Source organism: Mycobacterium sp. (assembly GCF_965230835.1).
Classification (GTDB): Bacteria; Actinomycetota; Actinomycetes; order Mycobacteriales; family Mycobacteriaceae; genus Mycobacterium.
In genome coordinates this window covers 775441-802038 of the sequence record NZ_CBDDLW010000002.1, presented here as the reverse complement: position 1 = coordinate 802038, position 26598 = coordinate 775441, and the positions used below count along the sequence as shown (strand labels likewise).

The window sequence follows — 26598 nt, the reverse complement described above, 5'->3', positions numbered from 1 at the left end:
GGGGCGAGGGTAAGGGGCCAAGGTGATCTCCAAAGTACTGGTAGCCAATCGCGGCGAGATCGCGATTCGCGCATTCCGCGCCGCCTACGAATTGGGAATCGGCACGGTGGCTGTCTACCCGTACGAGGACCGCAACTCGCAGCATCGCCTTAAGGCCGACGAGTCCTATCAGATCGGCGACGTCGGACACCCCGTGCGCGCCTATCTGTCGGTCGACGAGATCGTCGAAACGGCTATTCGGGCGGGTGCCGACGCCGTGTACCCGGGCTACGGATTTCTGTCGGAGAACCCTGATTTGGCTGCGGCATGCGCGGCTGCCGGCATCACCTTCGTTGGTCCCGGTGCTGAAGTGCTAGAGCTGACTGGAAACAAGTCCCGCGCGATCGCTGCGGCCGCAGAAGCGGGTCTGCCAGTGCTCATGTCGTCGGCGCCCTCGGCTTCGGCGGACGAACTGGTTGCGGCGGCCGGTTCGGCTCAACCCGGCATGCGGTTTCCTTTGTTCGTCAAAGCCGTTGCGGGTGGCGGAGGCCGCGGTATGCGCCGCGTCAGCGATATTGCAGGTTTAGCGGAAGCGGTTGAAGCTGCCAGTCGGGAAGCCGAATCGTCGTTCGGCGATCCCACGGTTTATCTCGAGCAGGCGGTGGTCAATCCACGCCACATCGAGGTGCAGATTCTGGCTGACACTCGCGGCAACGTCATCCATCTGCATGAGCGTGACTGTAGTCTGCAGCGTCGCCATCAAAAGGTCATCGAACTGGCCCCAGCGCCGCATCTGGACGCCAAGCTACGTGACCAGATGTGTGCAGATGCGGTTGCCTTCGCCCGCCATATCGGCTACAGCTTCGCGGGTACCGTTGAGTTTCTGCTCGATGAGAGTGGTCGATATGTGTTCATAGAGATGAACCCGCGGATTCAGGTCGAGCACACTGTGACCGAGGAGATCACCGACGTCGACCTGGTCGCTAGTCAGTTGCGCATTGCTGCGGGGGAGACGCTCGATGATCTGGGGCTGCGGCAGCAAGCCATCATGCCGCACGGCGCAGCGCTGCAGTGCCGGATCACGACCGAGGATCCGGCGAATGGTTTTCGTCCTGACACCGGTCGGATAAGCGCTCTGCGCACGCCCGGCGGTGCCGGTATCCGGCTGGACGGCAGCACTAACCTGGGTGCCGAGATCAGTGCGCACTTTGACTCGATGCTGGTTAAGTTGACTTGCCGGGGCCGTGACTTTCCAACTGCGGTAGCTCGCGCGCGGCGGGCCATCGCGGAGTTCCGGATTCGAGGGGTGTCGACGAATATTCCCTTCCTGCAGGCGGTCCTGGACGATCCGGACTTCCGGGACGGACATATCACCACATCGTTTATCGACGACCGGCCGCAGCTGCTGACCGCGCGAGGGTCCGCCGACCGCGGCACCAAGATCTTGAACTATCTAGCCGACGTTACCGTCAACAAGCCGCACGGCTCACGCCCGTCGAAGATCTACCCACATGACAAGCTGCCCGACATCGACCTGGCAGCGGCGCCGCCCGCCGGGTCCAAGCAACAACTCGTCGAGTTGGGGCCGGAGGGTTTCGCACGTTGGATGAGGACTTCTGCGGCTGTAGGTGTTACTGACACCACGTTTCGCGATGCGCATCAGTCGTTGCTGGCCACCCGCGTCCGTACCAGTGGCCTGTTGGTGGTCGCCCCCTACATTGCCCGGCTCACCCCGCAGCTTCTGTCGGTAGAGTGCTGGGGTGGTGCGACTTACGATGTGGCGCTGCGGTTTTTGAAGGAAGATCCGTGGGAGCGGCTCGCCATGTTGCGTGCAGCAATGCCGAATATCTGTCTTCAGATGCTGCTGCGGGGTCGCAATACCGTTGGCTACACGCCGTATCCGGAGACGGTCACGTCGGCATTCGTGGAAGAAGCAACGGCCACCGGCGTCGATATATTCCGCATCTTCGACGCACTCAACAACCTTGAATCGATGCGTCCGGCGATCGATGCTGTACGCGAAACAGGTTGTGCAGTAGCAGAAGTGGCGATGTGCTATACGGGGGATCTGGCTGACCCGGCAGAGCGCCTGTACACGCTCGACTATTACCTCAAACTCGCCGAGCAGATCGTGGAAGCCGGCGCGCATGTGCTAGCCATCAAGGATATGGCTGGATTGTTGCGCGCGTCGGCAGCCCAGCGGTTGGTCAGTGCGTTACGCAGTCGATTCGATCTGCCGGTGCACGTGCACACCCACGACACACCGGGCGGCCAGTTGGCCAGCTATGTTGCTGCGTGGCATGCAGGTGCTGACGCCGTCGATGGCGCTGCGGCACCGCTGGCAGGAACCACTAGCCAGCCCGCATTGAGTTCTATCGTTGCTGCGGCCGCGAACACCGAGTACGACACCGGTCTGTCGCTTTCTGCGGTATCCGCGTTGGAGCCGTTCTGGGAGGTTTTGCGAAAGGTATATGCGCCCTTCGAATCCGGTTTACCGGGGCCGACGGGACGTGTCTACCATCACGAGATTCCAGGCGGGCAGTTGTCCAACCTGCGCCAGCAGGCAATTGCTTTGGGGCTGGGGGATCGGTTTGAGGAGGTCGAGGAGGCCTACGCCGGCGCCGACCGGGTACTGGGTAGGTTAATTAAGGTCACTCCGTCATCGAAGGTGGTCGGAGATCTGGCGTTGGCGCTGGTTGGCGCCGGTGTTAGTGCCGATGAGTTCGCTGCTGAGCCAGCGCGATTCGATATTCCGGAATCTGTATTGGGGTTCCTTCGAGGCGAGCTGGGTGATCCTGCCGGTGGGTGGCCCGAGCCGTTGCGTTCCGCGGCGTTGGCGGGCCGGACGTCGGCCAGGCCGACGCAGCACTTGACAGCGGACGATGCGGCTGCGCTGTCGCTGGCCGGGCCTACTCGCCAAGCGGCCCTGAATCGACTGCTATTTCCCATCCCGACAAAGGAATTTGTGGAGCACCGTGAAAGCTACGGCGACACGTCGCAATTGTCGGCCAACCAGTTCTTTTACGGCTTGCGGCAAGGCGAAGAGCACAAGGTGAGGCTGGAGCCCGGGGTTGAACTGTTGATCGGTCTTGAGGCCATCTCTGAGCCTGACGAGCGAGGCATGCGAACGGTTATGTGCATCATCAACGGTCAGCTGCGGCCGGTGTTGGTGCGCGACCGCAGCATCGCCAGTTCGGTGCCGACTGCCGAAAAAGCCGAGCGGGGCAACCCAGGGCACATCGCCGCACCCTTCGCCGGGGTTGTCACGGTTGCAGTCTCCGCCGGTGAGCACGTCAGTACTGGTCAGACCATCGCTACTATCGAGGCAATGAAAATGGAAGCGCCGATCACAGCGCCCGACGATGGTGTGGTCGAGCGCGTAGCTGTGTCGAGCACCGCACAAGTCGAAGGCGGAGACTTGCTGGTGGTAGTCAGCTGACCCGGATCATCGCCGGCGTCGCTGGGGGGCGGCGCATCATCGTCCCGGCGCGTGGTACCAGGCCGACCACCGACCGGGTGCGCGAGTCACTGTTCAACATTGTTACCGCACATCGGGATTTGGCGGGTCTAGCGGTGCTGGACCTGTATGCCGGTTCAGGTTCGCTGGGTCTGGAGGCGTTATCCCGAGGGGCCGCATCCGCGCTTTTCGTGGAATCCGATCAGCGCACCGCGGCGGTTATCGCGCGCAACGTGGCGACTCTGGGGCTTGCCGGCGCGACGCTGCGCCGAGGCGCGGTTTCGGCGGTGGTGAAGGCTGGAACCTCCTCCCCGGTGGACCTTGTGCTGGCCGACCCCCCCTACGACATGGCCACTGTCGAGGTTGATGTTCTCGTGGAAGGACTCGCCACGTATGGCTGGGTGCACGAATCAACCGTTGCGGTGGTGGAGCGAGCAGCCACCAGCGCGCCGTTGACCTGGCCGGCCGGTTGGAGTCCATGGCCGCAGCGGGTTTACGGCGACACCCGTTTGGAGCTGGCTGAGCGGCTCTGAACCACCGTGTAGCGTCATCGCACATGAGCGGTGCGGTATGTCCGGGGTCGTTTGATCCGGTGACGTTGGGTCATATAGACGTATTCGAGCGTGCGGCGGCCCAGTTCGACGAAGTGGTCGTTGCGATTCTGCTCAACCCGATCAAAAAAGGCATGTTCGATCTCGAAGACCGGATAGCGATGATCGGCGAATCGACGACGCACCTGCCCAACTTGCGGGTGGAGGCCGGTGAAGGTCTGGTTGTCGACTTCGTCAGATCCCTTGGGATGACCGCTATCGTAAAGGGTCTGCGTACCGGAACCGACTTTGAGTACGAGCTGCAGATGGCCCAGATGAATAAGCATATTGCTGGCGTCGACACCTTTTTTGTTGCGACTACGCCGCAGTATTCGTTCGTGTCGTCTTCGTTGGCCAAAGAGGTCGCGATGCTCGGTGGTGATGTGTCCGAGTTGTTGCCTGAATCAGTGAACCGACGGCTGCGCGAGCGTTTTGGATTCAGTGTGAGTGAAGGCTCGTAGCTAGGCTTCTGCTTTCCGCATGATCGCGTACCAGTTGAGGGAGATCAAGCCCTTTTCCTCGGCCGTTATGTAGGAATTGCAATTGGCGTGCATGCGACGGATCAGCAAGAAGATTTTGCGAGGAATCACATGGATCTTCGAAAGAAATGAGAACGCCTTCTCGTACTTGTCGTAGAGGGCGACTTCTTTCTTGATGTTTTCCACCGCCATTTGAGGTTCGGATTTGAGTAGCTCGAATCCAGGCTTCCTGAACGCGTCCTCCCAGTACTTGTAGTGCCAGAATCCGCCAAAGGCGGTGAGTTCGCGTGTGTGCTGAATCAACAGTTGATGAGTGCTATTGTTGCGATCGTAGTTGTCCAGCGCCGCGACATCGTTGAATCCGAAAACTCCGCCGGGTTTCAAAACGCGGTATATTTCGGTGAGTGTGTGATCGGGCTCCGAGATGTAGGTCATCGGTTGTATTGCGTAGACCGAATCGAACGAGTTATCGGGAAACGGAAAGCGTTTGTTGAAATCGCCGACGGAAAAATTTTCCTTCCGGAGTGCTGGGTTGCGCCATGACTTCTCGATTTGTGATGGATCGATGTTGATGCCATACATGGTGGCGCCGGTAATCTCCTGCATGCTGGCGGCGATGGCGCCGCAGCCGCAGCCGATCTCCAGTACTTTCGACCCTGGGCCGACGTTGAGGTCGCTGCCCATCTTTTCTTCTAGGAGAATCTGATTCTCCATCACCGATTTTTTCGGGTTTAGCACCGGAGGCATGTACATTTTCTCCACGGAGCCCAGCGTGCACAATAGATGGATGATTCGGTAGTACAGCTCTAGATCTTTGCTGCTACCTTGCTTGTAGCCCGCCATGGGCACGCCGTTTTCGTAGTCAGTCTTGGTATTTTCAGGTGAATTTATGAATAGCTGACTATAGGTGTTCATGAAGGCTTCGTATTCGCTATCGCTTATTCGTAGCAGACTGCGAAGCGCGCCGATCCTGTCGCTGAGGGTTGTCATCTTCTGTGCCACGGCCAGTCCTTTTGATAAATGCCAACGGTGATCGGTCGGGTCAGTCATTGCCAGCTGTTAGCCATGGCGGATATCGCCGGTGCGGCAACGAGATGCTTATCGCTTCGTCTTCGCGACACTGTTTTCGTCGACGTACGCTATCACCGTATCGCGGCCTGACCGCATGCGCTGGCGGGATCATCCTCCCATCGCGGAGGCGCTGTGGTCCAGCTTTGGCGAGTCGCGGTCAACGACGGCTACCGGCGTCCGGTTGCCGATTTCGCACATGGCGGGTAGACAGCAGACCACGCGCGCACTGGTGGGCGCATTCCCGGCGTTGGCGGACACGAACGAGGAGAGTCGCGATGAAATTGCAGCACTTCATTTCAAGGGCCGCTATCGCGGTCGGCATCGTGGTTGGCGTGCTTGGCTTCGGTGCGGGCCAGGCAAAGGCTGATGAGCCCGCGCCTCCGCCGGTGCCGCCGATTCCGGCGATTCCGTCGCCTCCGCCGGTGCCGCCGATTCCGGCGATTCCGTCGCCTCCGCCGGTGCCGCCGATTCCGGCGATTCCGTCGCCTCCGCCGGTGCCGCCGATTCCGGCGATTCCGTCGCCTCCGCCGGTGCCGCCGATTCCGGCGATTCCGTCGCCTCCGCCGGTGCCGCCGATTCCGGCGATTCCGTCGCCTCCGCCGGTGCCGGCGATCCCGGCGATTCCGTCGCCTCCGCCGGTGCCGGCGATCCCGGCGATCCCAGCGATCCCATCCGTTGGCTAGCCAGACTCGGGACGCAGAAAATCGGCGGGAGGGCAACGCGACGGCGTTGTGAGTGAATCCCGCGCCGGCCCATCCGAGGGCCCAGCCAACTGTGCTTCTGGCCAGGCCGCAGGCTGAAAACCAGGGCCGGCGAGCGCGGTCTTCAAAGGAGGCTCCGGTCGAGGCTTAGCGATTCGTGGTGTGTTCGCGATGGCGTGAACTTGAGCTGGCAAGAGCTCAACAGTGGAACGATTAGATCCGACGATGGGTAGAGCTCTTGCGAAAGCCGTGAGTCGGTAGGTCTTGGGCGACGTTTGATCCAGTGGATTCACCATCGGGCGGCAACGGGTTTGGCGTGAGGTCTCCGGTCTCTGTTGACGTGTTGCCCCTATGCGGTTGCCACTCGGGATGCGCAATGGTTTCTGCCGCCTGGGTGGTTGCCTGGATGGCCTCAAAACCGGCCAGAGTGAGTCGTCCCGGGGCGCGGTGACGTCGACCCGGCCAATCGATCCGGGTAGCCCGTTGGTGGCTAGTAGTCGGGTGACTTGCGTCGAGCGAAATCGGGTTCCTCTGTCGGAGTGAAAGGCTGTCGCGTGCGGGCTGCGTGGCGCGATAGCTTTACGGTGTTCGGCGATATTGGCTGGTCCTCGATATCGGGGATTAGCCACAGACAACTTCACGAAATCGCGAAATCCCTCGTGATCTGACTCAGCGGCACCTGACTCCTAGCGGCCACAGCAACGACCTCATCACGGAACTCTTTCGGATACCGCATGGATAAGTTACCTGCAAAACAAGGGCTTTCAGGATCGCATCTGGCACATCTGTCGGGCAGTTAGCGGCGGCGCCGGCGGCGAGCCACGAAAACTGTTGTGAACGAACAACCGATGGCCACGACCAGGGCGGCAGCTGCGATAACAAAATAACGCCGCTCGGATGCCTCGGTATTCATTCCTATCAGGTGCGGACTTTGCGGCGGTATATCAGCCTGTCGAATTCTCTGCCGTACTCGTCGACGGCGGTGACGGCCATTTCGCTGACGAAAGTCCCTGGTCGCACGTCGACTCGGATGAAAGCGTAGTTGCGGAACCGTACCCGCGACCAGCTGATGCTTTCGGGCTGCTTTTCGCCGTCGGAGGTCCAGACGTAGCTGTTGGGCACGTAAGTAGAGGCCAGTTCGTGTCCACGGTAGCTCTCCTGCTCCCCGGGTTGGAATCGGTATTTCGGTCGTCCGGCTGAACCCACTGTGTAGTAGACGGTGCCATCTGTTTCGGGGTAGACGATGGAGTTATCCTTGGCCACTCTGGTCGGTGCGCCCCCTCGAATTGGGTCTGATCGCTCGAACGCATGATTATGGCCCTGCAGCACCACGTCCACCTGATGGCGGTCGAATAGGTCAACCCAGGCTGCCCGCACGCCGCCATCACTGGCGTGTTCCTCGACGGTGGCGTAGGCGCATTGATGGAAGAAACAGACAATGAAGTCGATGTTGGGGTTGGCGCGGTGGGTAGCCAATGTGTTTTCCACCCAGGCATTTTGGGTGCCGCCAGAATACCCAGTGTTGGCGGTGATCTCGTAGGTTACGTCGTTGGCATCCAGCGAAAGCACGGCGGCGTTGCCGTACACGAAGGAGTACACCGACGGGCAAGCAGCCGGACCGTTGCCGGGGAAGTTGAGCCGGGCCAGATGGCCGCCGTAGCCGTGGATCGGGTAAGCGGCTTCCATGTCGTGGTTGCCAGTGGCGAACATCCACGGGGTGGTCGAAGCGCTAGCCTCGATCGACCCGAGATATACATCCCAAACATAGGGATTGAACTTGTCGAAGCCGGTCGGGGGCTGGCCTGCCCGAACGAACTTCTCTGGCTTGCCCATGCCGGTAGGATCGGCGTAGGCGATGTCGCCCGCCAGCACATGGAAATCCGGCTGTGCAGCGATGATCTGCTTGAGCACATTGTCGGCGTGGGGCACCCACGGGTGGTCGTTGGGTATGTAGTAGTTGTCGTCATAGTCACCGCGGGTTAGTCCCGGAGGAAGCAGCGGCATGTGATTGGTGCCTTGATCCCCCATCATCGTGAATCGAAACCACCCCATGCTGTTTCGTGTATTGGGCATCGCGGTCGTAGACGAGCGGATGCCGCTAGTGAACCCGTCTTCGGTGCGCCAGCGGTAAAAGTGTGATGTGCGACCCGGTAGGCCATCCAGCGAGGCGTGGACGTAGAACTGTTCGGCGGCCAGTACCCCAGCATCGCTGTTCGGGATCTGCGTCACCAGGTTGCGTACCTCCGCCTCGACCGTCGTACCCAGCTCAGGTGTGGGGCCATGATCGACAAAGACCTTGGTGGCGTTCGGGTTTCGGGAAAGCTGCGCCGACAAGCGCAACTGGCTAGAGGCATCGGCGCCGTATCCGACTCTCAGATTTGCCACGGCCAGAGCAGTGTCCTGGGCATACGCACGTCGCCCAAACGGCGAAGTCCCCACAACAGCCGCAGCCGCTAACGCTGCCGACCCGCACAGAAAGTTGCGCCGGGACACTCGATGGCGACGCAGATAGGCCTGGTGCCACTCGTACTGTTCAGCCATCGTCATCCGGGCCGCCAGAGCCTGGGGAACCCCAGTGTCAGGGATCTCTCCGGCCGCGGTCAAACGTTTCACAAGCACCAAAGAATCATGCCCTTGGGTCATCCCGAAGCGCCGTTGAGGACGAGGAACCAAAAGAAAAAGATCTGATGAACACTCCCACGCCGTCGGTTGTCTCCGACTGGAACAAGCTCTCTATGAAGCCTGATCTGAATTTTTCTAGGGCTACGTTCGGTGTGGAAGTGTCCATGAAGAATCTCAAGTTCTTTGTGTTAGACATTGTGCCAGAACATATTTGAGCGATGATTGTATCTTGTGGATGAGCTTCGGTGATGGGTGTCAAAGTGGGTGCATCTTCCCGAGGATGATCTGAAAGTTGAAGTGGTTGTGATCGAGGATCGGTGTTGGCGTGCCGGTTGGAAAGGTACGTCCGTGCTGGCCGTAGTTCAGGATGCGCAGGAGGTCAGCGGCGAGACTGTTGAGGATCGCTCGGTGCTTGATGGGATTGTCGGTGAGGGTGCCTGGTGGATGCTGGCTGCGGCGCTGTAGCGCTGGGGTGGCTGCGTATGTGGAGCAGTTCGCCGATCAGCGTGATGACAACGGTTATCGCTTGGTGGTAGGTAACGGCTATCACCTGTCCCGCGGAGTGCTGGCTGCGGTCGGGGCGGTCCAGGTTGCGGCTCTGCGGGTCAACGACGGCCGTGTCGACCCTGATTCGGGAAACGTCGGCGGTTTTTCTCGGCGATCTTGCCGGCGTGGGTGTGCACGTCACCGCAGATGGCCGAGGTGTTGCCGCTGCTGTACCTCCATGGTCTGTTGAGCGGGGATTTTGGCCTGGCACTTGAACAGTTCCTGGGTTCGGGAGTTGGATTGTCGGCATCGACGATCACCGGGCTGACCGCGCGGTGCCAAGACGAGGCCTGCGCGTTTGCCGCTGGGGATCTGTCTGGCGCCGACGAGGTCTAGGTGTGGGTTGATGGCATCTATCTCAAGGTTGGTTTGGAGCAGACCACGCTGTGTTTGCTGGTGATGATCGGGGTCCGCGCTGATGGCTGTAAGGAGCTGGTGGCGCTGACCGACGGCTACCGTGAATCCGCCGAGTCATGGCCGACCTACTGCGCGACTGTAAGTGTGGCGGGATGACCGCTCCGGTGCTGGCGATCGGCGACGGTGCGTTGGGGTTCTGGGGTTGAGAAGACCACCACCCGGATCGCCGCCACATACAGCGTGGTGGCGGTCGAGAAACTGCCGAGCTGCAACATGGTGCGAGCACCCAAACCCAAACCTGACCCCGATCAGCCGGGTCGTTTCCTCCCGAATGGGAAAGCCGCCAAAGCTGGCCTGAACCGAGGTATATACGCCAGCTGCTGGGGATTGATCACCCAGCGTTTGGAAGATAAAACGTCCGCGTCAGGCACAGCGCTTGTCTATGTGCCGGCCGTATTCAGCAGTCTGCAGTGCCGCACCTGTGGCCACAGTGCCCAGGGGAAACCGCAAGAGCCAAGCGGAATTCCGGTGCGCCATATGTGGCACCAAGACCACGCCGACGTTCATGCCGCCAACACAATCCTGGCTTGGGCCACCCAGCCCGCGCTCACCTCCGGGCCGGAGGCAACACCCACAGATGCGGGTGTGCTTCCACAAGCGAGAAGACCCAACGACGCCCAAACGGCATAAGGAATCCCGCGACCTTCAATCGCGGGAGAAGGTCAAAATTCCTCTCCGGATTTTTGGGCCGTGAGACTCCAAGGCAGGTTGGGCCCCTGCGGGGAACACGCCGTGGGTTCCTGCAGTTTCCCCGTATGGCGCGGTCCCCTTGCATGTAGCAAACCGTCTGTGTCAGCGCTATCTGGCTAGAGAAGACAAATCGATAAGTAACTGGTTCACTTAACCAAGTGATCACTGTGGTGATGCGTGCATCGATGACTACCTGTGAACGATGACGTGGCTGTTCAACTTGGGGCGGAGGCGAGTGCGGATGGACGGTGCAGATGCGGTGTTCGCGGGATGGGGAACATGACCTCGTCCGTTGAGCATGGCTCTTCCCGCTCGACATCGGGACACTCGATCGGGATCTACCTAACCCCGTGCTATCAGATCCCGTTGGGCGATCGTCGGTGTCGATCTACGACACCGACGATCCTGAGGCTGTCCGTCAGCTTTTCGCCGATCAACAACAATTCCACCAAGAAGTTGTTGATGCGCACCGATCGGTCGTCGATGAGTGCCACGGCACGATCCGTACCGAATCACATGGGCGACAACAAAGCCCTCCGGCATCTTGTATCGGGGGCGCTATCTCACGAGCAGGCCGAAGCAATGCGCTCCGACGCGAACCACATCAACCGGCAAGCCCGTGACATCGAACAACAAACCAACACTCTGGAAAAGACAACACAACAAGCGGCTGAACAGCACCAACGGTGGACTCGCCAGGAGCAGCGGCACGCCGTCCGGTACCAGCAGCGGGCTGACCGGAACCGACAGCGGGTTGCCCGGTTTCGTCAGATCAAGGACCACAACACACCGTTGGAGGACCCTCACCTGAAGGTAGCTGACGATCTTGGGGGACTTCGTCGGCGCGTTGACACCCTTGACGGTAAACGCGACCAGCTTGAATGGGAAGCTCGCCAGCCTGAACGGCGCTACGACCGTGCGCTGATGTCGCATCACGTTCACGCGCAGCAAGGAGCTGATGCACACGAACAGAAACTGGCGTTAGAACAACCCTGGTGTGATAAACAGTGACCCGACCTAGTTCACATCGGCGTGACGACGGCAATCCCGATTACGACGACGAGCTTCCTGCTAAACGGCCCCGACTTGATAACGGGGACGGTTCTGGTTTTGTCGATCCAACAAGCCAACCGAGTTTGAGCGCAGCAAGAGACGTCCCGCCAAACATTTTCGAGACCGGCAACGCTAATGCGATACGTGCCTATATCGCCGAGCAGAAACAACATTACGACACTCTCTACACCCAACATCGTTCGCACGTCCCACACAGCACTGTCGAGAAATACACCGACGCGGTCGCCCGCGAATCCGAAAGCCGCCACCAAGCCATCCGTGATCTCGTATCCGGGTCGCGGTACCACGAAAAAGCCGACAAGCTGTACAACAGGGCTGACTGGAACGAAGAGCACGCCCGCGGCATCGAACAAAACGCCAACACACTCAAAACCACCGCTTACCAGCAGGCCGACCAGGCCCGGGATCAGGTCTACGCGCAGGCCGAACAGGCCCGGGATCAGGTCTACGCGCAGGCCGAACAGGCCCGGGATCAGGCCTACGCGCAGGCCGAACAGGACTGCGACCAGGCCTACGCGCAGGCCGACCAGGACTGTGAACAGGCCTACACCCAGGCAGGCAATGCTCAGAATGATGCCTACATGCAGGCCGACGCGGACTGTGTACGGGCCTACGCGCAGGCCGACCAGGCCCGGAATCAGGCCCGCACGCAGGCCGACCAGGCCCGGAATCAGGCCTACACGCAGGCCAACCAGGACTGGCATCAAACCTACGCGCAGGCCAATCAGGCCCGCACGCAGGCCGACCAGGACTGGCATCAGGCCTGCACGCAGGCCGACGAGGCCCGGCTACGCGCAGGCCGAACAGGCCCGGGTTCAGGCCTACACCCAGGCCGAACAGGCCCGGGATCAGGCCTACACCCAGGCCGACCAGGACTGTGAACAGGCCTGCACGCAGGCCGACCAGGACTGTGAACAGGTCTACGCGCAGGCCGACGAGGCCCGGGATCAGGCCTACGCGCAGGCCGACGAGGCCCGGGATCAGGCCTGTACGCAGGCCGACGAGGCCCGGGATCAGGCCTGCACGCAGGCCGACCAGGCCCGGGATCAGGCCTACACGCAGGCCGAGATGCAGGCCGACCACTCGGTGCAGCAGGTTCCTGTCTTTGACCGTGAGCGTGACAGGTTTGAACACAGAGCCGCCGAACTCGACGAGCGCTTCGACGAGGGGCAAAAGGCGTACGAATTTCATTTGGGTCAGGCCAAGCAGGCGGAAACCCAAATCGCAGGATTAGAACAACAGTACCCGGAGGCCTCTTCGGCCGGCGGAAAATCACGCGCGTGGGCGTTGTTGAGCCGTGAACTCGACACGACTGGCGCTCCCAGTAAGTACGCGGTGCCGGCGCGTGACGATGGAAACCAGCTGGTCTACGACTTTGCGAGTCTCGATGTCAGTATGGACGAATTAGGAAACATTCGTTCTAAACTCAATAACGCAATAGAACTTGCACGCAATGCTATTTCCCGGTTGAGTGAAGCGCAAGGAAAAACAACGGAGGGGTCCCAAACGCGGTATCAAGAAATAATCAATACCAACAGGTTGCTTATCGATGGTATCGATCGGGTTCTTCGAGCTCTACGGAACAACACAGAAGAAATGAATTCCCGGCAACAACACGAAGCCGCCCAATACGCCCAATAATCAACCGGCAAGAAAGCCGATAGCAGTATCACCCAAATACGTCGGTCTGAACGTTTACCCCAGGTTGACCAACGTCTTGGGCGCAAGCCTCGGACTTCAGCTATCCATAGGTTGGTCATCGGTGTAGATCGCTCGTGCCCGCCGAAGAATTTCGGTCAGGTCGCTGGGCGAGCCTGCGCTGGTGCGCGGTGCATGTCGTCGACGCTGACCCTGAGTACCGACGGGTCCGCTGGGGCCAGCTGGTCAAGGTTCTGCGGCAACGGAGCTGTCCAGTATAGGCGGTGCGCCCGTTCATTTTTGCAGGCGCCCACCACTTTCCGCGCGTAGCGGCCGTTGCTGGACGCATCAAGCATGGTGCCGTCGCCGGAGGGAACCGCTAAGAGTTGTGCGGCTTCGTTGCCGAGGACATCCCAGGCAGCGGAGTCGACGGCAAGACGGTCTTTTCCGGCGATGAGCTGGGCGATCTGCACGATTTCGTCGGGCGTGCGGCTCCCGGCGAGCACCACGCGGATAATCCGCCAGCGCCACCGGCGCGCTCAAGCCCGAGTTACTGCCATAGTCGACATGACCAATATCCTTCCCGCGACAAGATCTGCACAGACCAGGTATCAGCTAAAGCCCGGGCGGCCCGATTCTTCGATGCCGTTATACAGCCCCGAAATTTCCACGCATCACGCGATCTTTCCGTCCCCGACGCCCCGGGGAGGCTGCCAGGCTATTTACGCCATTACCGCGACAGTCCCGGAGGGCCGGTTGTCTGGTGGCTGGCTAATGATGCGTGAGCGTATTTTTTCCGCTAAGCGCTTTACGGATTGCGTGTATTGCGGGTGTCATTGTTATTGCTGGGTTGACGGCGCGTCGTACTCCGACTCCGAGGGCTGTTGCGACGATGAGGTCTGTCATTTCGTTGAGGGTGGTTGTGTCGAAGTGGTTGGTGCCGGTTCGGGTGGCTAGGGCGCGTATGGCGTCGGTGATGGTGGTATGGATGCCTTCGTGTATTGCGGTGATCATGTGGTTTTGTTCTGGGTTGCCGCGGGCGGCGACGGCGAATTCCATTTCGAGCATTGTCCAGCCGGGGTCGCCGAAGGTTTTTTCGAGCCATTCCTCGATGGTGTTGATTAGGTCGGTTACTTCGCCGGGTGCGGTGGTGATCGATGAGACCTGGGCGCGTTTTTCGGCGTGGATGCCGAGGAGGACTTCGCGGCATAGGTTGGGTTTGTCGCGGAAGTTGGAGTAGACAGCGCCTTTGGAAAAGCCGGCGTCATCGGCGATCTGGTCGAGGCTGGTGGCCGCGTAGCCGTCGCGGAGGAACCGAACGCGTGCGGCGGTCAAGATGGCCGCGCGTGTGGCGGCGCGTTGTTCGACTCGTGTCAGCCTGGCCATGTATCGATGATACGACCCCGACCAGTATTCGCATACTACGGGTATGCGAATACTGGTGGACTTGGTGGGTTGGGTGGGGTGGTCGGGCGGGGTTGGTGTGGGGTGGCCGGTTGGCTGAGGTGGGGCTGGTCGGGGCCGGCCCCGGGGTGGTCGTGGGGTGGGGGTGTGGGTGTGTCCCGGGGCTGGTCATAGCGCCCTCGTATTGGTGTTTGTGCCGGAAAACGGCCGTTTCGTCGGGTGTTGGGCCCGGTGTGATGTGGTGCTGGGCTCGGTGGCGGTGGTGGTGGCTGATCCGGGGTGTCGCCGGCGGTACGGCGCCGGTATGGCCCACGAGGGGCCGCACCGGTTGCATCCCCACATACTGTTGGTATATCTATATCGCTGGTATACAAATACTGAACGAATTCAGATGCCGTGGGTATGTGACTATGTGGCGTGGTTCCGCACCCGCGCGGCGGGCTCGGTTCGACCGGGCCACGGACTTTCCAGGAGGCCACGCTGTACCAGCTCACAGCACCCGTGCTGGCCAATCCAAGCCCCCCGCCTCACACCGCGACGGCCATGACACCACCACCGTCGGCAGGGCCAGCCCCAGCTCCCCGGCGGGGGCAACCGGGCACGACCAACCAGCAACCAGCCACCTGCGGCGCGGATCGAGGTGAACCCCATACCCAGCAATTACGTAGGCAATGACGTAAACGTTAAATAACGGCAATTCGATTAGGAGGTCGCTGTGGCAGAGGGCACCGCACGGGCGCTGAGACCAGTCGTCGATCTAGTGCGCATCTACCTCAACGGCATCGGCAAGACCGCGCTGCTGAGCGCCGCCGACGAAGTCGACCTCGCCAAACGCATCGAAGCCGGACTCTATGCCCAGCATCTACTCGACACCAGCACACACCTGACCCGCAACCACACCCGCGACCTCACCGCCATAGCCCGCGACGGACACGCCGCGCGCCGCCACCTCCTGGAAGCAAACCTGCGCCTGGTGGTATCGCTGGCCAAACGCTACACCGGCCGAGGAATGCCGCTGCTCGACCTCATCCAAGAAGGCAACCTCGGCCTGATCCGCGCGGTAGAGAAATTCGACTACACCAAAGGATTCAAATTCTCCACCTACGCACAGTGGTGGATCCGCCAAGCCATCACCCGCGGCATGGCCGACCAAAGCCGCACCATCCGACTACCGGTCGGCCTCGTCGAACAAGTCAACAAAATCGCACGAACCAAACGCGAAATCCACCAAAACCTCGGCCGCGAAGCCACCGACGCCGAACTCGCCGCCCACTGCGGCATCCCCATCAACAAAATCAACGACCTGCTCGACCACAGCCGCGAACCCGTCAGCCTCGACATGCCCATCGGCTCCACCGACACCACCCCACTGGGCGACTTCATCGAAGACACCCACACCATGTCCGCCGAAAACACCGTCATCACCGAACTACTCCACACCGACATCCGCACCGTCCTGGCCACCCTCACCGAACGAGAACACCACGTCATCCGACTACGCTTCGGCCTCGACGACGGACAACCACACACCCTCGGACAAATCGCCACCCTGCTCGACCTCTCCAAAGGCCGCATCGGCCAAATCGAACGACGCGCCATCGCCAAGCTACGCACCAGCCAACCAGCCAACCGACTACGCGCCTACGCCAGCTAACAGCGGGGCAGGTGCGGGGAAAGGGGTTATTCGTCAATAATGATTGTGCGGACTATGGACTTTGCCGGAAAACGCTAATAATATGGGCAGTATTGTAGGACTGGGATCGATCTTAACTTATTGGAGAAGGCCATGGTGTTGACGCCTGCTGATGTTCATAATGTTTCGTTCCGGCGAACATCCCTTGGGCGGCGTGGCTACGACGAAAAAGAGGTTGATCTCCTCCTTGAGATGGTTGAGGACCAGTTGCTCCTGCATGTTGAGGAGTCCAAAAGGTTCCGTGACGAACGTGAGGGCTTTGTTCATCGGGAAGAAGCTTGCGCGCAATGGGAAATTACTCTTGAGCGGTGCGAGCAGAAGTACCGCAAATGGGAGGAATCTTTGAATCAGCGAGAGCAAGAACTCGCTCGAAAATATTTGGCGCTGCAGAAACTTGGCGACGACAATCACGGCGCCGGTAACGTTGATGGCGAATTGTCTCGACGGCAAAATGGGCATATCGTCCGGTCAAATGGCGGAAGTGGCATGTCGAGGGCTGATGATAGTTGTGGTCTTCAGCCTGGGGTCAATGCCCATATGTTTACTGAAGTTGTCGTTGAAGCGAGGCGTACAAATATATCCCGCGGAGGCGATTCTGGAAGCGTCCGGTCCGCTGCAGAGGCACGTCAGATTGATCAACTAAAGCATGAGAATAGCGTTCTTAAATCTGCCCTAGCGATTTTGGCTAAAGACTTGCCGAAATATCAAAATCAGGCCCGAGGGCGTTCAAATAGAAAAACGACTAATGGCACGGCCGCGTAATCGGTAGATTCTCTTGGCGTGCTTTTCGATAATTTGTGGCTGCAATCCGAGATAATTTCTTGCTGGAATCAAGCAAAATTGTTTTAAGAAATCGGTGGGAGCAGTTCCCCCTGCTCAACGGGTGGACCGGCTAAATTGAGTGGCGTGCGATATCAAAGCTACGCAGCGGCCGGCCAGCTATCCGGCCGGCCTCGGCTAGACGCAAGTACGGCCAAGGCGCCGACGCCTCTGCCCGGGTTCTCGACCGAGCGCGTCTGACCGTTCGAGATGAGTTAGGTAAAACACCTTCCTCGTCCCTCGTGCTGGCCCTCAATCGGAAGGCTTGGAGAGAGTCGGCTGGGTGGGTTCCACCTGAACTCGTTGAGTTGGTTGCCCGGGCGCAATATTGTTCTTGGCTTTGCCCCAACCCAGAACGAAGACACGGGGTTGGCGCTGGTACGGCGAATCGATCCTTGTTGGGGCTAGGTGCGCCCCGGATCAACTCAGCCTGGTGGTCGCCATGGACACCCCAGCTGCGGGTAGGCGGTTCAGCAACGCGTCACCGATTGCCGCGGCGGGGGTGAGAACTCCCTGCAGCGGGGAGAGCCTAGCGCGATCGAGCGCCAGTGCTAGACAGCTTTCAGCAAACAAGACGGCGGTCCCGGCGTAGGCGTCGCCCTGCTGCGCGAACGTGGCCATGTAGCGGGCACCGGTGGTAGTGGTTGTGTACGTCTCGACCGAGTAGTGGCCGCGCCGGCGCATCCGTGGGCTGGGACCGGTTCCTGTCTTCGGCATGAAGCGTTCCAGCCATCGGCGAGGCAGCCGTCCGAGGTATCGGCTACCCAGCGCCCAGAAACCCGCTGCGACGCCGGTGACAATCGCTGAGGCGATTGGCGCTACGAACGACTTTCCTAGACTCATTGTTTCCGAGTAACGGAACCGCCGACCGTAAGCGGAGTTTTGTAATGCGTTGCTACGCCTAACTATTCGTGTGTTGCAGGGTGCCCAAACGAATCCACCGACCCAGAATCCGGCAAGCTCGGGGGCGACCTCGCGTCCGCGGAGCCATCGAAAGTCTGGCTGCGGACCGAGTTTGGGTTCGGCGCCGCGGTCTGTGCTTAGCGTGTATGGGTCGCTAACAAGTTGGCGGGCTTCGGGGTCATTGGCCGCCGTGCGCATCATTTCGACCACCGAGGCCGCGGTGCCGCGCGAGCCGCCAATTTTGAGGAAGGAGCGCAACACAAAGGTTGTATCGCCGAGTTCGCCGGTGCTGTCTTGGTTTACCTGGCGGGCCGCGGTTTTCATCATAGTAAAGATGTCGTCGGCCAGGGTTGGGATGCTCTCAAGGGGTGGCAATCCAGATTGATCGCGCTTTCCGGGATACTGAACAGCGATCCGATTTACGTCGGCAGAAAATGCTCGGGAAAACGGTACTTAGTACGCTGGATCTCCACCGGCGTGGGGAAAATATATAGCGTGAGCGCGGTGGTTTTCTCGTCTTTTGTGGCGTAGTTCGGAGTGCCGTTCACTGAGCCAGCATACCCACCAACCTTTGATAGCCCGACCGTCAGGGATCTGAGTGTGGGTCGGCCCTGATGGCCGGGGGCGACGATCGCGGGCATCCGGTGCGCCCGGGTGTTTGGTGGCCATTGATGCGGCCCGATCGCGACGTTCGCCGCGATGCGCTGTTGTGATTGCGTGGTCAGGGCAGCCGCTCGTGGGACGCCGGAACGGCCTCTGCCAGGGTCCTGAAGAGTCTTTTGAGCCGGAAATCGGGCCGACACACCGACGCCGGCAGCGCGGCCACAGACTTAACACCAGGCACACTGGTAACAACAACGATGCCAGGAGGGTATGGTCGTGTACCGAGTCTTTGAAGCGCTGGACGAATTGGGCGGCATTGTCGAAGAAGCCCGTGGCGTGCCGATGACCGCAGGCTGTGTGGTGCCTCGCGGTGATGTGCTGGAGCTGATTGACGACATCAAAGACGCGATACCCGGCGAGTTGGATGACGCGCAGGACGTTCTGGACGCGCGCGATTCGATGCTCCACGAGGCCAAGGCGCACGCCGACTCCATGGTCTCCTCGGCAACCACCGAGTCGGATTCGATGCTTAACCACGCACGCACTGAGGCTGATCGGATCTTGTCCGATGCTAAAGCGCAGGCTGATCGGATGGTGAGTGAGGCGCGCCAGCACAGCGAGCGGATCGTCGGCGAGGCTCGAGAGGAGGCGATTCGGATCGGCGCGGCGGCGAAACGCGAGTATGAGGCCAGCGTCAGCCGCGCAAAATCCGAATGCGATCGCCTGATCGAAAGCGGCAATGTCTCGTACGAGAACGCTGTGCAAGAGGGAATCAAGGAGCAACAGCGTCTGGTGGCCCAAAACGAGGTGGTCCAGGCGGCCAACGCCGAATCCACCCGCCTGGTCGACACTGCGCACGCTGAGGCCGATCGGCTGCGCGGCGAGTGCGACGTGTATGTCGACACCAAGCTCGCCGAGTTCGAAGAATTTCTCAACGGAACTATTCGCTCGGTCGGTCGTGGGCGTCATCAGCTTCGCACCGCCGCTGGCACTCACGACTACGCCACGAGATAGCCGTAAGGTCTGCTGGCGGGACAGTTTTAGCGTGCTCTCGTCCCGAGTGGGATAGCGCACACCAGCAGTAGCGAGTGCGTCCTGGCGCTTTGCGGCGCGCGCCGTAGGATTTCTCCTATGGTCAGGCACAGCCGGACGGTGCAGCACAATCGGACTTCGCCGATGGTGCTCGATATTGCGCGTCTCGGCCGGCGACCCGGAGCCATGTTCACGATGCGCGACACGATTAGGTGCCCCGCACGGATCGGCTTGGATCTGATAGCGATCGACCGGGGTGCCCCGCTCGAGTTGGATCTACAGGTGGAGTCGGTTTCCGAAGGCGTTTTGGTGACTGGCACAGTGGCCGGGCCCATCACCGGCGAGTGCTCTCGCTGTCTGGCCGCTATTCGCAGCCGCGTGCAGGTGGCGCTCACCGAATTGTTTGCCTACCCGGCCAGCACCACTGAGGCGACTACCGAGGAAGGCGAGGTCGGACGTGTGGTTGACGACACAATCGACGTTGAGCAGCCGATCATCGATGCCGTCGGCCTGGAACTCCCTTTTTCGCCCCTGTGCCGACTCGATTGCCCGGGACTATGCCCGGAATGTGGCACCTCGCTAGCCGCTGAACCCAGCCATCGCCATGACCGCGTCGACCCGAGATGGGCCAAGCTGGCGGGATGGCGCACACCAGAAACACCGGACAGCCCGGACGGAGCAGAGCGAGGTGAGCAGTGACGGCAGTACGACAGGCTCTGCTCGACGCGCTTGGCGTCGACTTACCCGACGAACTCCTCACGCTGGCGTTGACGCACCGCAGCTATGCCTACGAGAACGGTGGATTGCCCACCAACGAGCGGCTGGAGTTTCTGGGCGACGCCGTTTTGGGGCTGACCATCACTGAGGAGCTTTTTCAGCGTCATCCGGACCGCTCGGAGGGGGACTTGGCCAAACTCCGGGCTGGCGTGGTGAACACCCAGGCGTTGGCCGACGTCGCCCGCAACCTGTCCGAAGTCGGTCTGGGTGCTCATGTACTGCTGGGACGCGGCGAGGTAAACACTGGTGGTGCCGACAAAGCCAGCATCCTGGCTGACAGCATGGAATCCCTGCTGGGCGCCATTTACCTGCAACACGGGATCGAGGCGGCGCGCGAGGTAATTCTGCGGCTGTTCGAACCGCTGCTGGATGCTGCGCCCCGGCTGGGTGCCGGGCTGGATTGGAAGACCAGCTTGCAAGAACTGACCGCGGGGCGAGGCCTGGGTGCGCCTTCCTACCTGGTGACCTCTACTGGCCCGGATCACGACAAGGAGTTCACCGCGGTGGTTGTCGTGATGGGAACAGAACACGGTTCGGGTGTGGGCCGCTCCAAGAAGGAAGCCGAGCAAAAGGCAGCTGCAGCGGCCTGGGCGGCACTGGACGTGCCGGGAAGTGCCGGGAAGTGCCATGCCAGGTAAAACCTCGGCCTAGGCCGCTTGTGATGACCCGCTTCGCGTGGTTCCGCCTGGCTTGCGATCATCACTAGATGCCCGAACTACCCGAGGTCGAGGTGGTGCGGCGAGGTTTGCAGGCACATGTCGTGGGCAGGGAAATAACCGCGGTCCGGGTGCATCATGCCCGCGCGGTCCGTCGCCATGAAGCTGGACCTGTCGACCTGGTATCGCGCCTTCAGGGCGTTCGGATCAGCGGGACCGATCGGCGCGGCAAGTACCTGTGGTTGACACTGGACGCGCGGCAAGAATCTGGCGACCGCGATGGCTGGCTACCTACCGACACCGCACTGGTGGTTCACCTGGGCATGAGCGGTCAGATGTTGCTCGGTGCCGTTCCTCGCGCCGACCATGTTCGGATCTCCGCACGACTCGATGATGGGACTGCGCTGAGCTTTGTCGATCAGCGCACCTTCGGGGGCTGGCTGCTTGCCGACTTGGTCACCGTGGACGAGAGCGTGCTGCCGGTGCCGGTGGCGCATCTGGCGCGAGATCCGCTTGACCCGCGATTCGACGTGGACTGCGTGGTTGAGTGTTTGCGGCGCAAGCATTCCGAGTTGAAGCGACAGCTCCTTGATCAGCAAGTGGTGTCCGGAATCGGCAATATCTACGCCGACGAAGCGTTGTGGCGGGCCAAGGTGAACGGTGCTCGGGTTGCGGCCACGCTCACCCGCCGGCAGCTTGCGCACGTCTTGAACGCGGCCGCCGATGTCATGCGCGATGCGCTCGCCGAGGGGGGAACGTCGTTTGACTCGCTGTATGTCAACGTTAACGGCGAGTCGGGCTATTTCGACCGGTCGCTGGACGCCTACGGTCGAGAAGGCCAAAACTGCCGGCGCTGCGGCGCGGTGATGCGGCGGGAAAGGTTTATGAACCGGTCGTCGTTTTACTGCCCGAAATGTCAGACACGACCACGCCGGTAAGTTCTGTGCTGCGCGGCTCAAGTGGGTGTGACCGCGCGCCGGCGGTTTTGGCGCGCGCAGGACGGGAATTGGCCGGTCTTGTCGCGTGGCAAGCCAGCCTTACCGCTGGGTTCAAACGACGATAGAGGAGTGCTGATGACGCAGCTTTGGGTCGAACGCACCGGTTCGCGCCGCTACACGGGACACAGCTCGCGAGGCGCGCAGGTGCTGGTCGGCTCCGAGGACGTCGACGGAGTATTCACTCCCGGCGAGCTACTCAAGATCGCGCTCGCTGCGTGCAGCGGCATGGCCAGTGAGCAGCCGCTCGTCCGGCGGCTGGGAGACGACTATCGCGTAGTGGTCAAGGTAGCCGGAGCGGCTGACCGGGAACGGGAGCAGTATCCGCTGCTAACCGAGACCATGGAGCTCGACCTCTCGGGCATGTGCGACACGGACAAAGAGCGCCTTGTCCAGGTCGTCGACCGCGCCATCGACCTAGCGTGCACGGTGGGGCGCACCTTGGCATCGGGCACCACCGTCGCTCTCGATGTCGTTGATGTTGGGTCTTTCGATGCGCCCACGAGGCTGACTGCCTGGGTACACGGGCATGTGCAAGGCGTAGGTTTCCGCTGGTGGACTCGCTGTCGGGCGTTGGAGTTGGGTCTTACCGGATATGCGGCCAACCACGCCGACGGTCGCGTGCTGGTGGTTGCCCAGGGTCCGCGTGCGGCCGGTGAGGATCTGCTGCGGTTGCTGCAAGGCGGAACCACGCCGGGCCGGGTCGACAACGTCGTCGCCGATTGGTCGCAGCCGACCGAGCAGATTAATGGCTTCAGCGAGCGGTAACCGCAGGTAGTCTAGCTGGTCGTGTACCTCAAGAGTCTGACGCTGAAGGGCTTCAAGTCGTTCGCTGCGCCGACGACTCTGCGTTTTGAGCCAGGAATTACCGCAGTTGTCGGGCCTAACGGCTCTGGCAAGTCAAACGTGGTTGATGCCCTGGCGTGGGTGATGGGGGAGCAAGGGGCGAAAACGCTGCGGGGCGGCAAGATGGAGGACGTCATCTTCGCTGGCACCTCGTCGCGGGCGCCGCTGGGCCGCGCTGAGGTCACCGTAACCATCGACAACTCCGACAATGCGCTGCCGATTGAGTACACCGAGGTGTCGATTACCCGGCGGATGTTTCGTGATGGCGCCAGCGAGTATGAAATCAACGGCAACGGCTGTCGTTTGATGGACGTTCAGGAGTTGTTGAGCGACTCCGGTATCGGCCGCGAGATGCATGTGATTGTGGGGCAGGGCAAGCTCGACGAGATCTTGCAGTCCCGCCCCGAGGACCGCCGGTCCTTTATCGAAGAAGCCGCAGGTGTGCTCAAACACCGCAAGCGCAAAGAGAAAGCGTTGCGAAAGCTCGACGCCATGGCGGCAAATCTAGCCCGGCTCACCGATCTGACTACCGAGCTGCGGCGCCAACTCAAACCGTTGGGCAGGCAAGCGGAAGTGGCCCGACGCGCACAGACCATCCAAGCCGACCTGCGCGATGCCCGACTCCGGCTAACCGCCGACGACCTCGTTAGCCGACGGGGCGAGCAGGAGGCGATCCTCGAGGCCGAGGTCAGGATGCGCCGCGAGCATGACGAAGCCGCCGCTCGCCTGTCGGTGGCATCCGCAGAGCTGGCGGCACACGAGGAAGCGCTGGTAGCGCTATCGAGCAAGGCGGAGTCGATCCAGAACGTTTGGTTCGGGCTGTCCGCGTTGTCCGAACGAGTCAGCGCAACGATACGCATTGCCACCGAACGTGCCCACCATCTCGACATCGAGCCGGTGCCGATCAGCGACACCGACCCCGATGCGCTCGAGGCCGAAGCCCAACAGGTAGCTGTGGCTGAGCAGCAGCTGTTAGCGGAGCTGGCGGCCGCAGGCACCCGGCTGGAGGCCGCTCGTACCGAGCTAGCTGCATGTGAACATCGCGCTGCGGAGGCTGAGCGGGCCCACTTAGCGGCGGTCCGCGCAGAGGCAGACCGGCGCGAAGGCCTAGCGCGGCTCGCCGGCCAGGTGGAGACGATGCGCGCCCGAGTGGAATCGATCGACGAAAGCGGTGCGCGGTTGGCGGAGCGGATCGAGGAGGCCGCTGGACGCGCCCAACAGACCCACGCGGAGTTTGAAAGCTTGCAGGCCCGCGTTGGTGAACTTGACCAGGGTGAAGTTGCGCTTGACGAACAGCATGAACGGACAGTGGCGGCGTTGCGGCTGGCTGATGAGCGCGTCGCCGAACTCCAAGCCGCCGACCGCGATGCCGAACGACAGGTCGCTTCGCTAAGAGCCCGCATCGATGCGTTGTCGGTGGGCCTCGAGCGCAAGGATGGTGCGGCGTGGCTTGCCCAAAACCATAGTGGCTCAGGGCTTTACGGAGCGGTGGCAAAATTAGTAAAGGTGCGTTCGGGGTATGAGGCGGCGTTGTCCGTAGTGCTCGGGTCAGCGGCCGACGCGCTGGCTACCGACAGTGCGGGCGCGGCGCGTACGGCGGTCACCGCGCTCAAAGAATCCGATGGCGGTCGCGCGGCTCTTGTGCTGAGCGACTGGCCTGCCCCACCAGATCCCGAACCCGCGAACGCGGTTGTGCTGCCTAGTGGCGCCTTGTGGGCGCTAGACCTGATTGAGGCGCCACTTCGGTTGCGCGGCGCGATGGCCGCCATGCTCTCGGGAGTGGCGGTGGTCAACGACCTGGCTGAAGCGCTGGATTTGGTAGCGGTCCGTCCTTGGCTACGCGCGGTCACCCTTGACGGTGATCTCGTGGGTGCCGGATGGGTGAGCGGTGGTTCGGACCGCAAGCCATCCACCCTGGAGATCACCTCGGAGATCGACAAAGCGGGCAGCGAGCTGACCGCTGCTGAAGAGCAGGTGGCTCAGCTCGGCGCCGCGCTGTCCGGCGCATTGATCGAGCAAGGCGTGCGGCAGGCCTCCGCCGAGCAGGCTTTGGCGGCGCTCAACGAGTCCGACACCGCAATATCGGCAATGTATGAGCAACTAGGCCGGCTGGGCCAGGAGGCGCGTGCGACCGAAGAGGACTGGACACGGTTGCTGCAGCAGCGCGAGGAATTGGAAGCAAGTCGTGCGCAGACCTTCGCCGAGGTGTCCGAACTCGAAGCTCGGCTGCGAAACGCTGAAGAGAGCCAGCCTGCGCACGAGGTCGAAACTGCCGACCGACAGCTCATCGCCGAGGCAGTCGAGAGCGCTCGTGGCGTGGAAGTGGAAGCCCGGTTGGCGGTTCGAACGGCCGAGGAGCGCGCCAATGCGGTACGCGGCCGTGCTGATTCGTTGCGACGTCAGGCTGCGGCCGAACGGGAGGCACGGCTGCGGGCGCAACGAGCGCGGGCGGCGCGACTGCGTGAAGCTGAGGTAGCTGCTGCGGTCGCCGATTCCGGACGGCTGTTGGCGCGGCGGCTGAACCGGGTGATCGAATCGGCGTCGCAATTGCGCGACGCACTGGCCGCCGAACGCCAACAGCGCTCGACCGCGATGGCACAGGTTCGCGACGAGACGAACACGCTGAGCGAACGGATAACCCGACTTACCGATTCGCTCCACCGCGACGAGGTGGCGAATGCCCAAGCGGCGCTGCGAATCGAGCAACTTGAACAAATGGTGCTGGAGCAGTTCGGAATCTCGCCGGCTGACCTGGTTGCCGAGTACGGTCCACAGGTTCCGTTGCCGCCCACAGAGCTTGAGCTCGTAGAGTTCGAGCAAGCCCGCGAGCGCGGCGAACAGGTAACGGCGCCCGCCCCGATGCCGTTCGATCGCGTCACTCAGGAGCGCCGGGCCAAACGTGCCGAGCGCGAGCTGGCCGAGTTAGGCAAGGTGAATCCGCTGGCGCTTGAGGAGTTTGCTGCTTTGGAGGAGCGCTACAACTTTTTGTCTACTCAGCTTGAGGACGTCAAGGCCGCGCGCAAGGATCTGCTCGGTGTCGTGGCGGACGTCGACGCCCGCATTCTGCAGGTGTTCAGCGACGCGTTCGTGGACGTGGAACGCGAATTCCGTGAAGTTTTCAGTTCGCTGTTCCCTGGCGGGGAAGGTCGGCTGAGATTGACCGAGCCCGGCGACATGCTCACCACAGGTATTGAGGTGGAGGCACGTCCGCCTGGTAAGAAAGTCACCAGGCTGTCTTTGCTGTCTGGCGGTGAGAAGGCGTTGACCGCAGTTGCGATGCTGGTCGCGATCTTCCGTGCGCGTCCGTCGCCCTTCTACATAATGGACGAGGTGGAGGCCGCGCTGGACGACGTTAATCTGCGTCGCCTGATCGGCTTGTTCGAACAACTGCGGGAGAAGTCGCAGCTGCTCATCATCACGCACCAGAAACCCACGATGGAAGTCGCTGACGCGCTGTACGGAGTCACGATGCAAAATGACGGCATCACCGCGGTCATCTCGCAGCGGATACGCGGCCAGCAAGTGGATCAGCTGGTCTCTAGTTCCTCCTGAGGTTCTTTTCGCGACAGGTGGCCCGTTCGCGCGCGGCCCTGGCTGTCGGCATTG

The 26598-nt window shown here is 61.4% G+C and carries 22 protein-coding genes and 4 pseudogenes; 17 read left to right on the top strand and 9 right to left on the bottom strand.

What is annotated here, in order from left to right; all coding sequences use genetic code 11:
* The first annotated feature begins 22 nt into the window (after positions 1–22).
* Genes ACO07W_RS04160 through coaD form a run of 3 tightly spaced genes read left to right on the top strand, consistent with a single transcriptional unit; the run spans position 23 to position 4487 of the window.
* Positions 23–3418, top strand: a complete 3396-nt coding sequence (locus ACO07W_RS04160) for a pyruvate carboxylase (RefSeq protein WP_421841038.1) — start codon at positions 23–25, stop codon at positions 3416–3418.
* A complete protein-coding gene (rsmD, locus tag ACO07W_RS04155) occupies positions 3415–3969 on the top strand; it encodes a 16S rRNA (guanine(966)-N(2))-methyltransferase RsmD (protein WP_421845802.1) in 555 nt (184 codons plus the stop codon). The genes ACO07W_RS04160 and rsmD overlap by 4 nt, the downstream gene beginning before the upstream one ends.
* Before the next feature lie 23 nt (positions 3970–3992).
* Positions 3993–4487, top strand: a complete 495-nt coding sequence (gene coaD / locus ACO07W_RS04150) for a pantetheine-phosphate adenylyltransferase (RefSeq protein ID WP_421841036.1) — start codon at positions 3993–3995, stop codon at positions 4485–4487.
* On the opposite strand, the gene ACO07W_RS04145 is transcribed toward coaD, so the two are convergent.
* Positions 4488–5555 (bottom strand): class I SAM-dependent methyltransferase, encoded by a 1068-nt coding sequence (locus tag ACO07W_RS04145; protein ID WP_421841034.1) that lies wholly within the window; start codon positions 5553–5555, stop codon positions 4488–4490.
* A gap of 296 nt (positions 5556–5851) precedes the next feature.
* Here ACO07W_RS04145 and ACO07W_RS04140 point away from each other — a divergent pair, with 296 nt between their 5' ends.
* Positions 5852–6259 (top strand): hypothetical protein, encoded by a 408-nt coding sequence (locus ACO07W_RS04140; protein ID WP_421841032.1) that lies wholly within the window; start codon positions 5852–5854, stop codon positions 6257–6259.
* Between the two features lie 936 nt (positions 6260–7195).
* Here ACO07W_RS04140 and ACO07W_RS04135 read toward each other — a convergent pair.
* Positions 7196–8824: a metallophosphoesterase gene (locus tag ACO07W_RS04135; RefSeq protein ID WP_421845801.1), complete on the bottom strand. Its 1629-nt coding sequence runs from the start codon at positions 8822–8824 to the stop codon at positions 7196–7198.
* Positions 8825–9247: 423 nt separating this feature from the next.
* Between ACO07W_RS04135 and ACO07W_RS04130 the strand changes: the two are divergent.
* Both ACO07W_RS04130 and ACO07W_RS04125 read left to right on the top strand, forming a co-directional pair.
* A pseudogene (locus ACO07W_RS04130) lies at positions 9248–10002 on the top strand (transposase); the annotation flags it as partial.
* 73 nt (positions 10003–10075) lie between these two features.
* Positions 10076–10492, top strand: coding sequence for a zinc ribbon domain-containing protein (locus tag ACO07W_RS04125; RefSeq protein WP_421845800.1), 417 nt, complete (start codon positions 10076–10078; stop codon positions 10490–10492).
* 416 nt (positions 10493–10908) lie between these two features.
* Here ACO07W_RS04125 and ACO07W_RS04120 read toward each other — a convergent pair whose 3' ends face one another.
* Both ACO07W_RS04120 and ACO07W_RS04115 read right to left on the bottom strand, forming a co-directional pair.
* Positions 10909–11046, bottom strand: coding sequence for a hypothetical protein (locus ACO07W_RS04120; protein ID WP_421841030.1), 138 nt, complete (start codon positions 11044–11046; stop codon positions 10909–10911).
* A 64-nt stretch (positions 11047–11110) separates the two neighbouring features.
* Complete coding sequence (locus tag ACO07W_RS04115; protein ID WP_421841028.1) at positions 11111–11503, bottom strand: hypothetical protein; 393 nt, start codon at positions 11501–11503, stop codon at positions 11111–11113.
* A gap of 56 nt (positions 11504–11559) precedes the next feature.
* Between ACO07W_RS04115 and ACO07W_RS04110 the strand changes: the two genes are divergently transcribed.
* Both ACO07W_RS04110 and ACO07W_RS04105 read left to right on the top strand, forming a co-directional pair.
* Entirely contained in the window at positions 11560–12507 is a 948-nt protein-coding gene (locus ACO07W_RS04110) for a hypothetical protein (RefSeq protein WP_421841026.1), read from the top strand.
* A 187-nt stretch (positions 12508–12694) separates the two neighbouring features.
* Positions 12695–13267 carry a hypothetical protein gene (locus ACO07W_RS04105; protein ID WP_421841024.1) on the top strand — a complete coding sequence of 191 codons (573 nt, stop codon included), beginning with the start codon at positions 12695–12697 and terminating at the stop codon, positions 13265–13267.
* A gap of 155 nt (positions 13268–13422) precedes the next feature.
* Here the strand turns inward: ACO07W_RS04105 and ACO07W_RS04100 are convergent, their stop codons facing one another.
* The 3 genes from ACO07W_RS04100 to ACO07W_RS04090 all read right to left on the bottom strand — a co-directional run bounded on the left by ACO07W_RS04100 (position 13423) and on the right by ACO07W_RS04090 (position 15365).
* Complete coding sequence (locus ACO07W_RS04100; RefSeq protein ID WP_421841022.1) at positions 13423–13770, bottom strand: hypothetical protein; 348 nt, start codon at positions 13768–13770, stop codon at positions 13423–13425.
* Positions 13771–14035: 265 nt separating this feature from the next.
* Complete coding sequence (locus ACO07W_RS04095) at positions 14036–14650, bottom strand: TetR/AcrR family transcriptional regulator (protein WP_421841020.1); 615 nt, start codon at positions 14648–14650, stop codon at positions 14036–14038.
* A 508-nt stretch (positions 14651–15158) separates the two neighbouring features.
* Positions 15159–15365, bottom strand: a complete 207-nt coding sequence (locus ACO07W_RS04090; RefSeq protein ID WP_421841018.1) for a hypothetical protein — start codon at positions 15363–15365, stop codon at positions 15159–15161.
* An 18-nt stretch (positions 15366–15383) separates the two neighbouring features.
* Between ACO07W_RS04090 and sigB the strand changes: the two genes are divergently transcribed.
* Together sigB and ACO07W_RS04080 are read left to right on the top strand one after the other, a co-directional pair.
* The gene (gene sigB, locus ACO07W_RS04085) at positions 15384–16322 is read left to right on the top strand and encodes an RNA polymerase sigma factor SigB (protein WP_421841016.1); all 939 of its coding nucleotides are present in this window, start codon (positions 15384–15386) and stop codon (positions 16320–16322) included.
* 135 nt (positions 16323–16457) lie between these two features.
* Positions 16458–17123 (top strand): DivIVA domain-containing protein, encoded by a 666-nt coding sequence (locus ACO07W_RS04080; RefSeq protein WP_421841014.1) that lies wholly within the window; start codon positions 16458–16460, stop codon positions 17121–17123.
* Positions 17124–17600: 477 nt separating this feature from the next.
* Here the strand turns inward: ACO07W_RS04080 and ACO07W_RS04075 are convergent.
* Together ACO07W_RS04075 and ACO07W_RS04070 are read right to left on the bottom strand one after the other, a co-directional pair.
* Positions 17601–18392: pseudogene (locus ACO07W_RS04075) on the bottom strand (enoyl-ACP reductase); the annotation flags it as partial.
* A 110-nt stretch (positions 18393–18502) separates the two neighbouring features.
* Positions 18503–18631, bottom strand: a complete 129-nt coding sequence (locus ACO07W_RS04070) for a hypothetical protein (RefSeq protein WP_421841012.1) — start codon at positions 18629–18631, stop codon at positions 18503–18505.
* A gap of 331 nt (positions 18632–18962) precedes the next feature.
* Here ACO07W_RS04070 and sepIVA point away from each other — a divergent pair, with 331 nt between their 5' ends.
* The 7 genes and pseudogenes from sepIVA (at position 18963) to smc (ending at position 26544) form a co-directional block, all read left to right on the top strand.
* Positions 18963–19700 carry a cell division protein SepIVA gene (sepIVA, locus tag ACO07W_RS04065; protein ID WP_421845799.1) on the top strand — a complete coding sequence of 246 codons (738 nt, stop codon included), beginning with the start codon at positions 18963–18965 and terminating at the stop codon, positions 19698–19700.
* Positions 19701–19817: 117 nt separating this feature from the next.
* A complete protein-coding gene (locus ACO07W_RS04060; RefSeq protein WP_421841010.1) occupies positions 19818–20417 on the top strand; it encodes a YceD family protein in 600 nt (199 codons plus the stop codon).
* Positions 20414–21146: pseudogene (gene rnc / locus ACO07W_RS04055) on the top strand (ribonuclease III). The gene ACO07W_RS04060 and the pseudogene rnc overlap by 4 nt, the downstream one beginning before the upstream one ends.
* Positions 21147–21201: 55 nt before the next feature.
* The gene (mutM, locus tag ACO07W_RS04050; RefSeq protein ID WP_421841008.1) at positions 21202–22089 is read left to right on the top strand and encodes a DNA-formamidopyrimidine glycosylase; all 888 of its coding nucleotides are present in this window, start codon (positions 21202–21204) and stop codon (positions 22087–22089) included.
* Positions 22090–22224: 135 nt separating this feature from the next.
* Positions 22225–22635 (top strand): annotated as a pseudogene (locus ACO07W_RS04045) (OsmC family protein); the annotation flags it as partial.
* Between the two features lie 18 nt (positions 22636–22653).
* Positions 22654–22914, top strand: a complete 261-nt coding sequence (locus ACO07W_RS04040; RefSeq protein ID WP_421845798.1) for an acylphosphatase — start codon at positions 22654–22656, stop codon at positions 22912–22914.
* A gap of 21 nt (positions 22915–22935) precedes the next feature.
* Positions 22936–26544 (top strand): chromosome segregation protein SMC, encoded by a 3609-nt coding sequence (gene smc / locus ACO07W_RS04035; protein ID WP_421841006.1) that lies wholly within the window; start codon positions 22936–22938, stop codon positions 26542–26544.
* Positions 26545–26598: the final 54 nt, after the last annotated feature.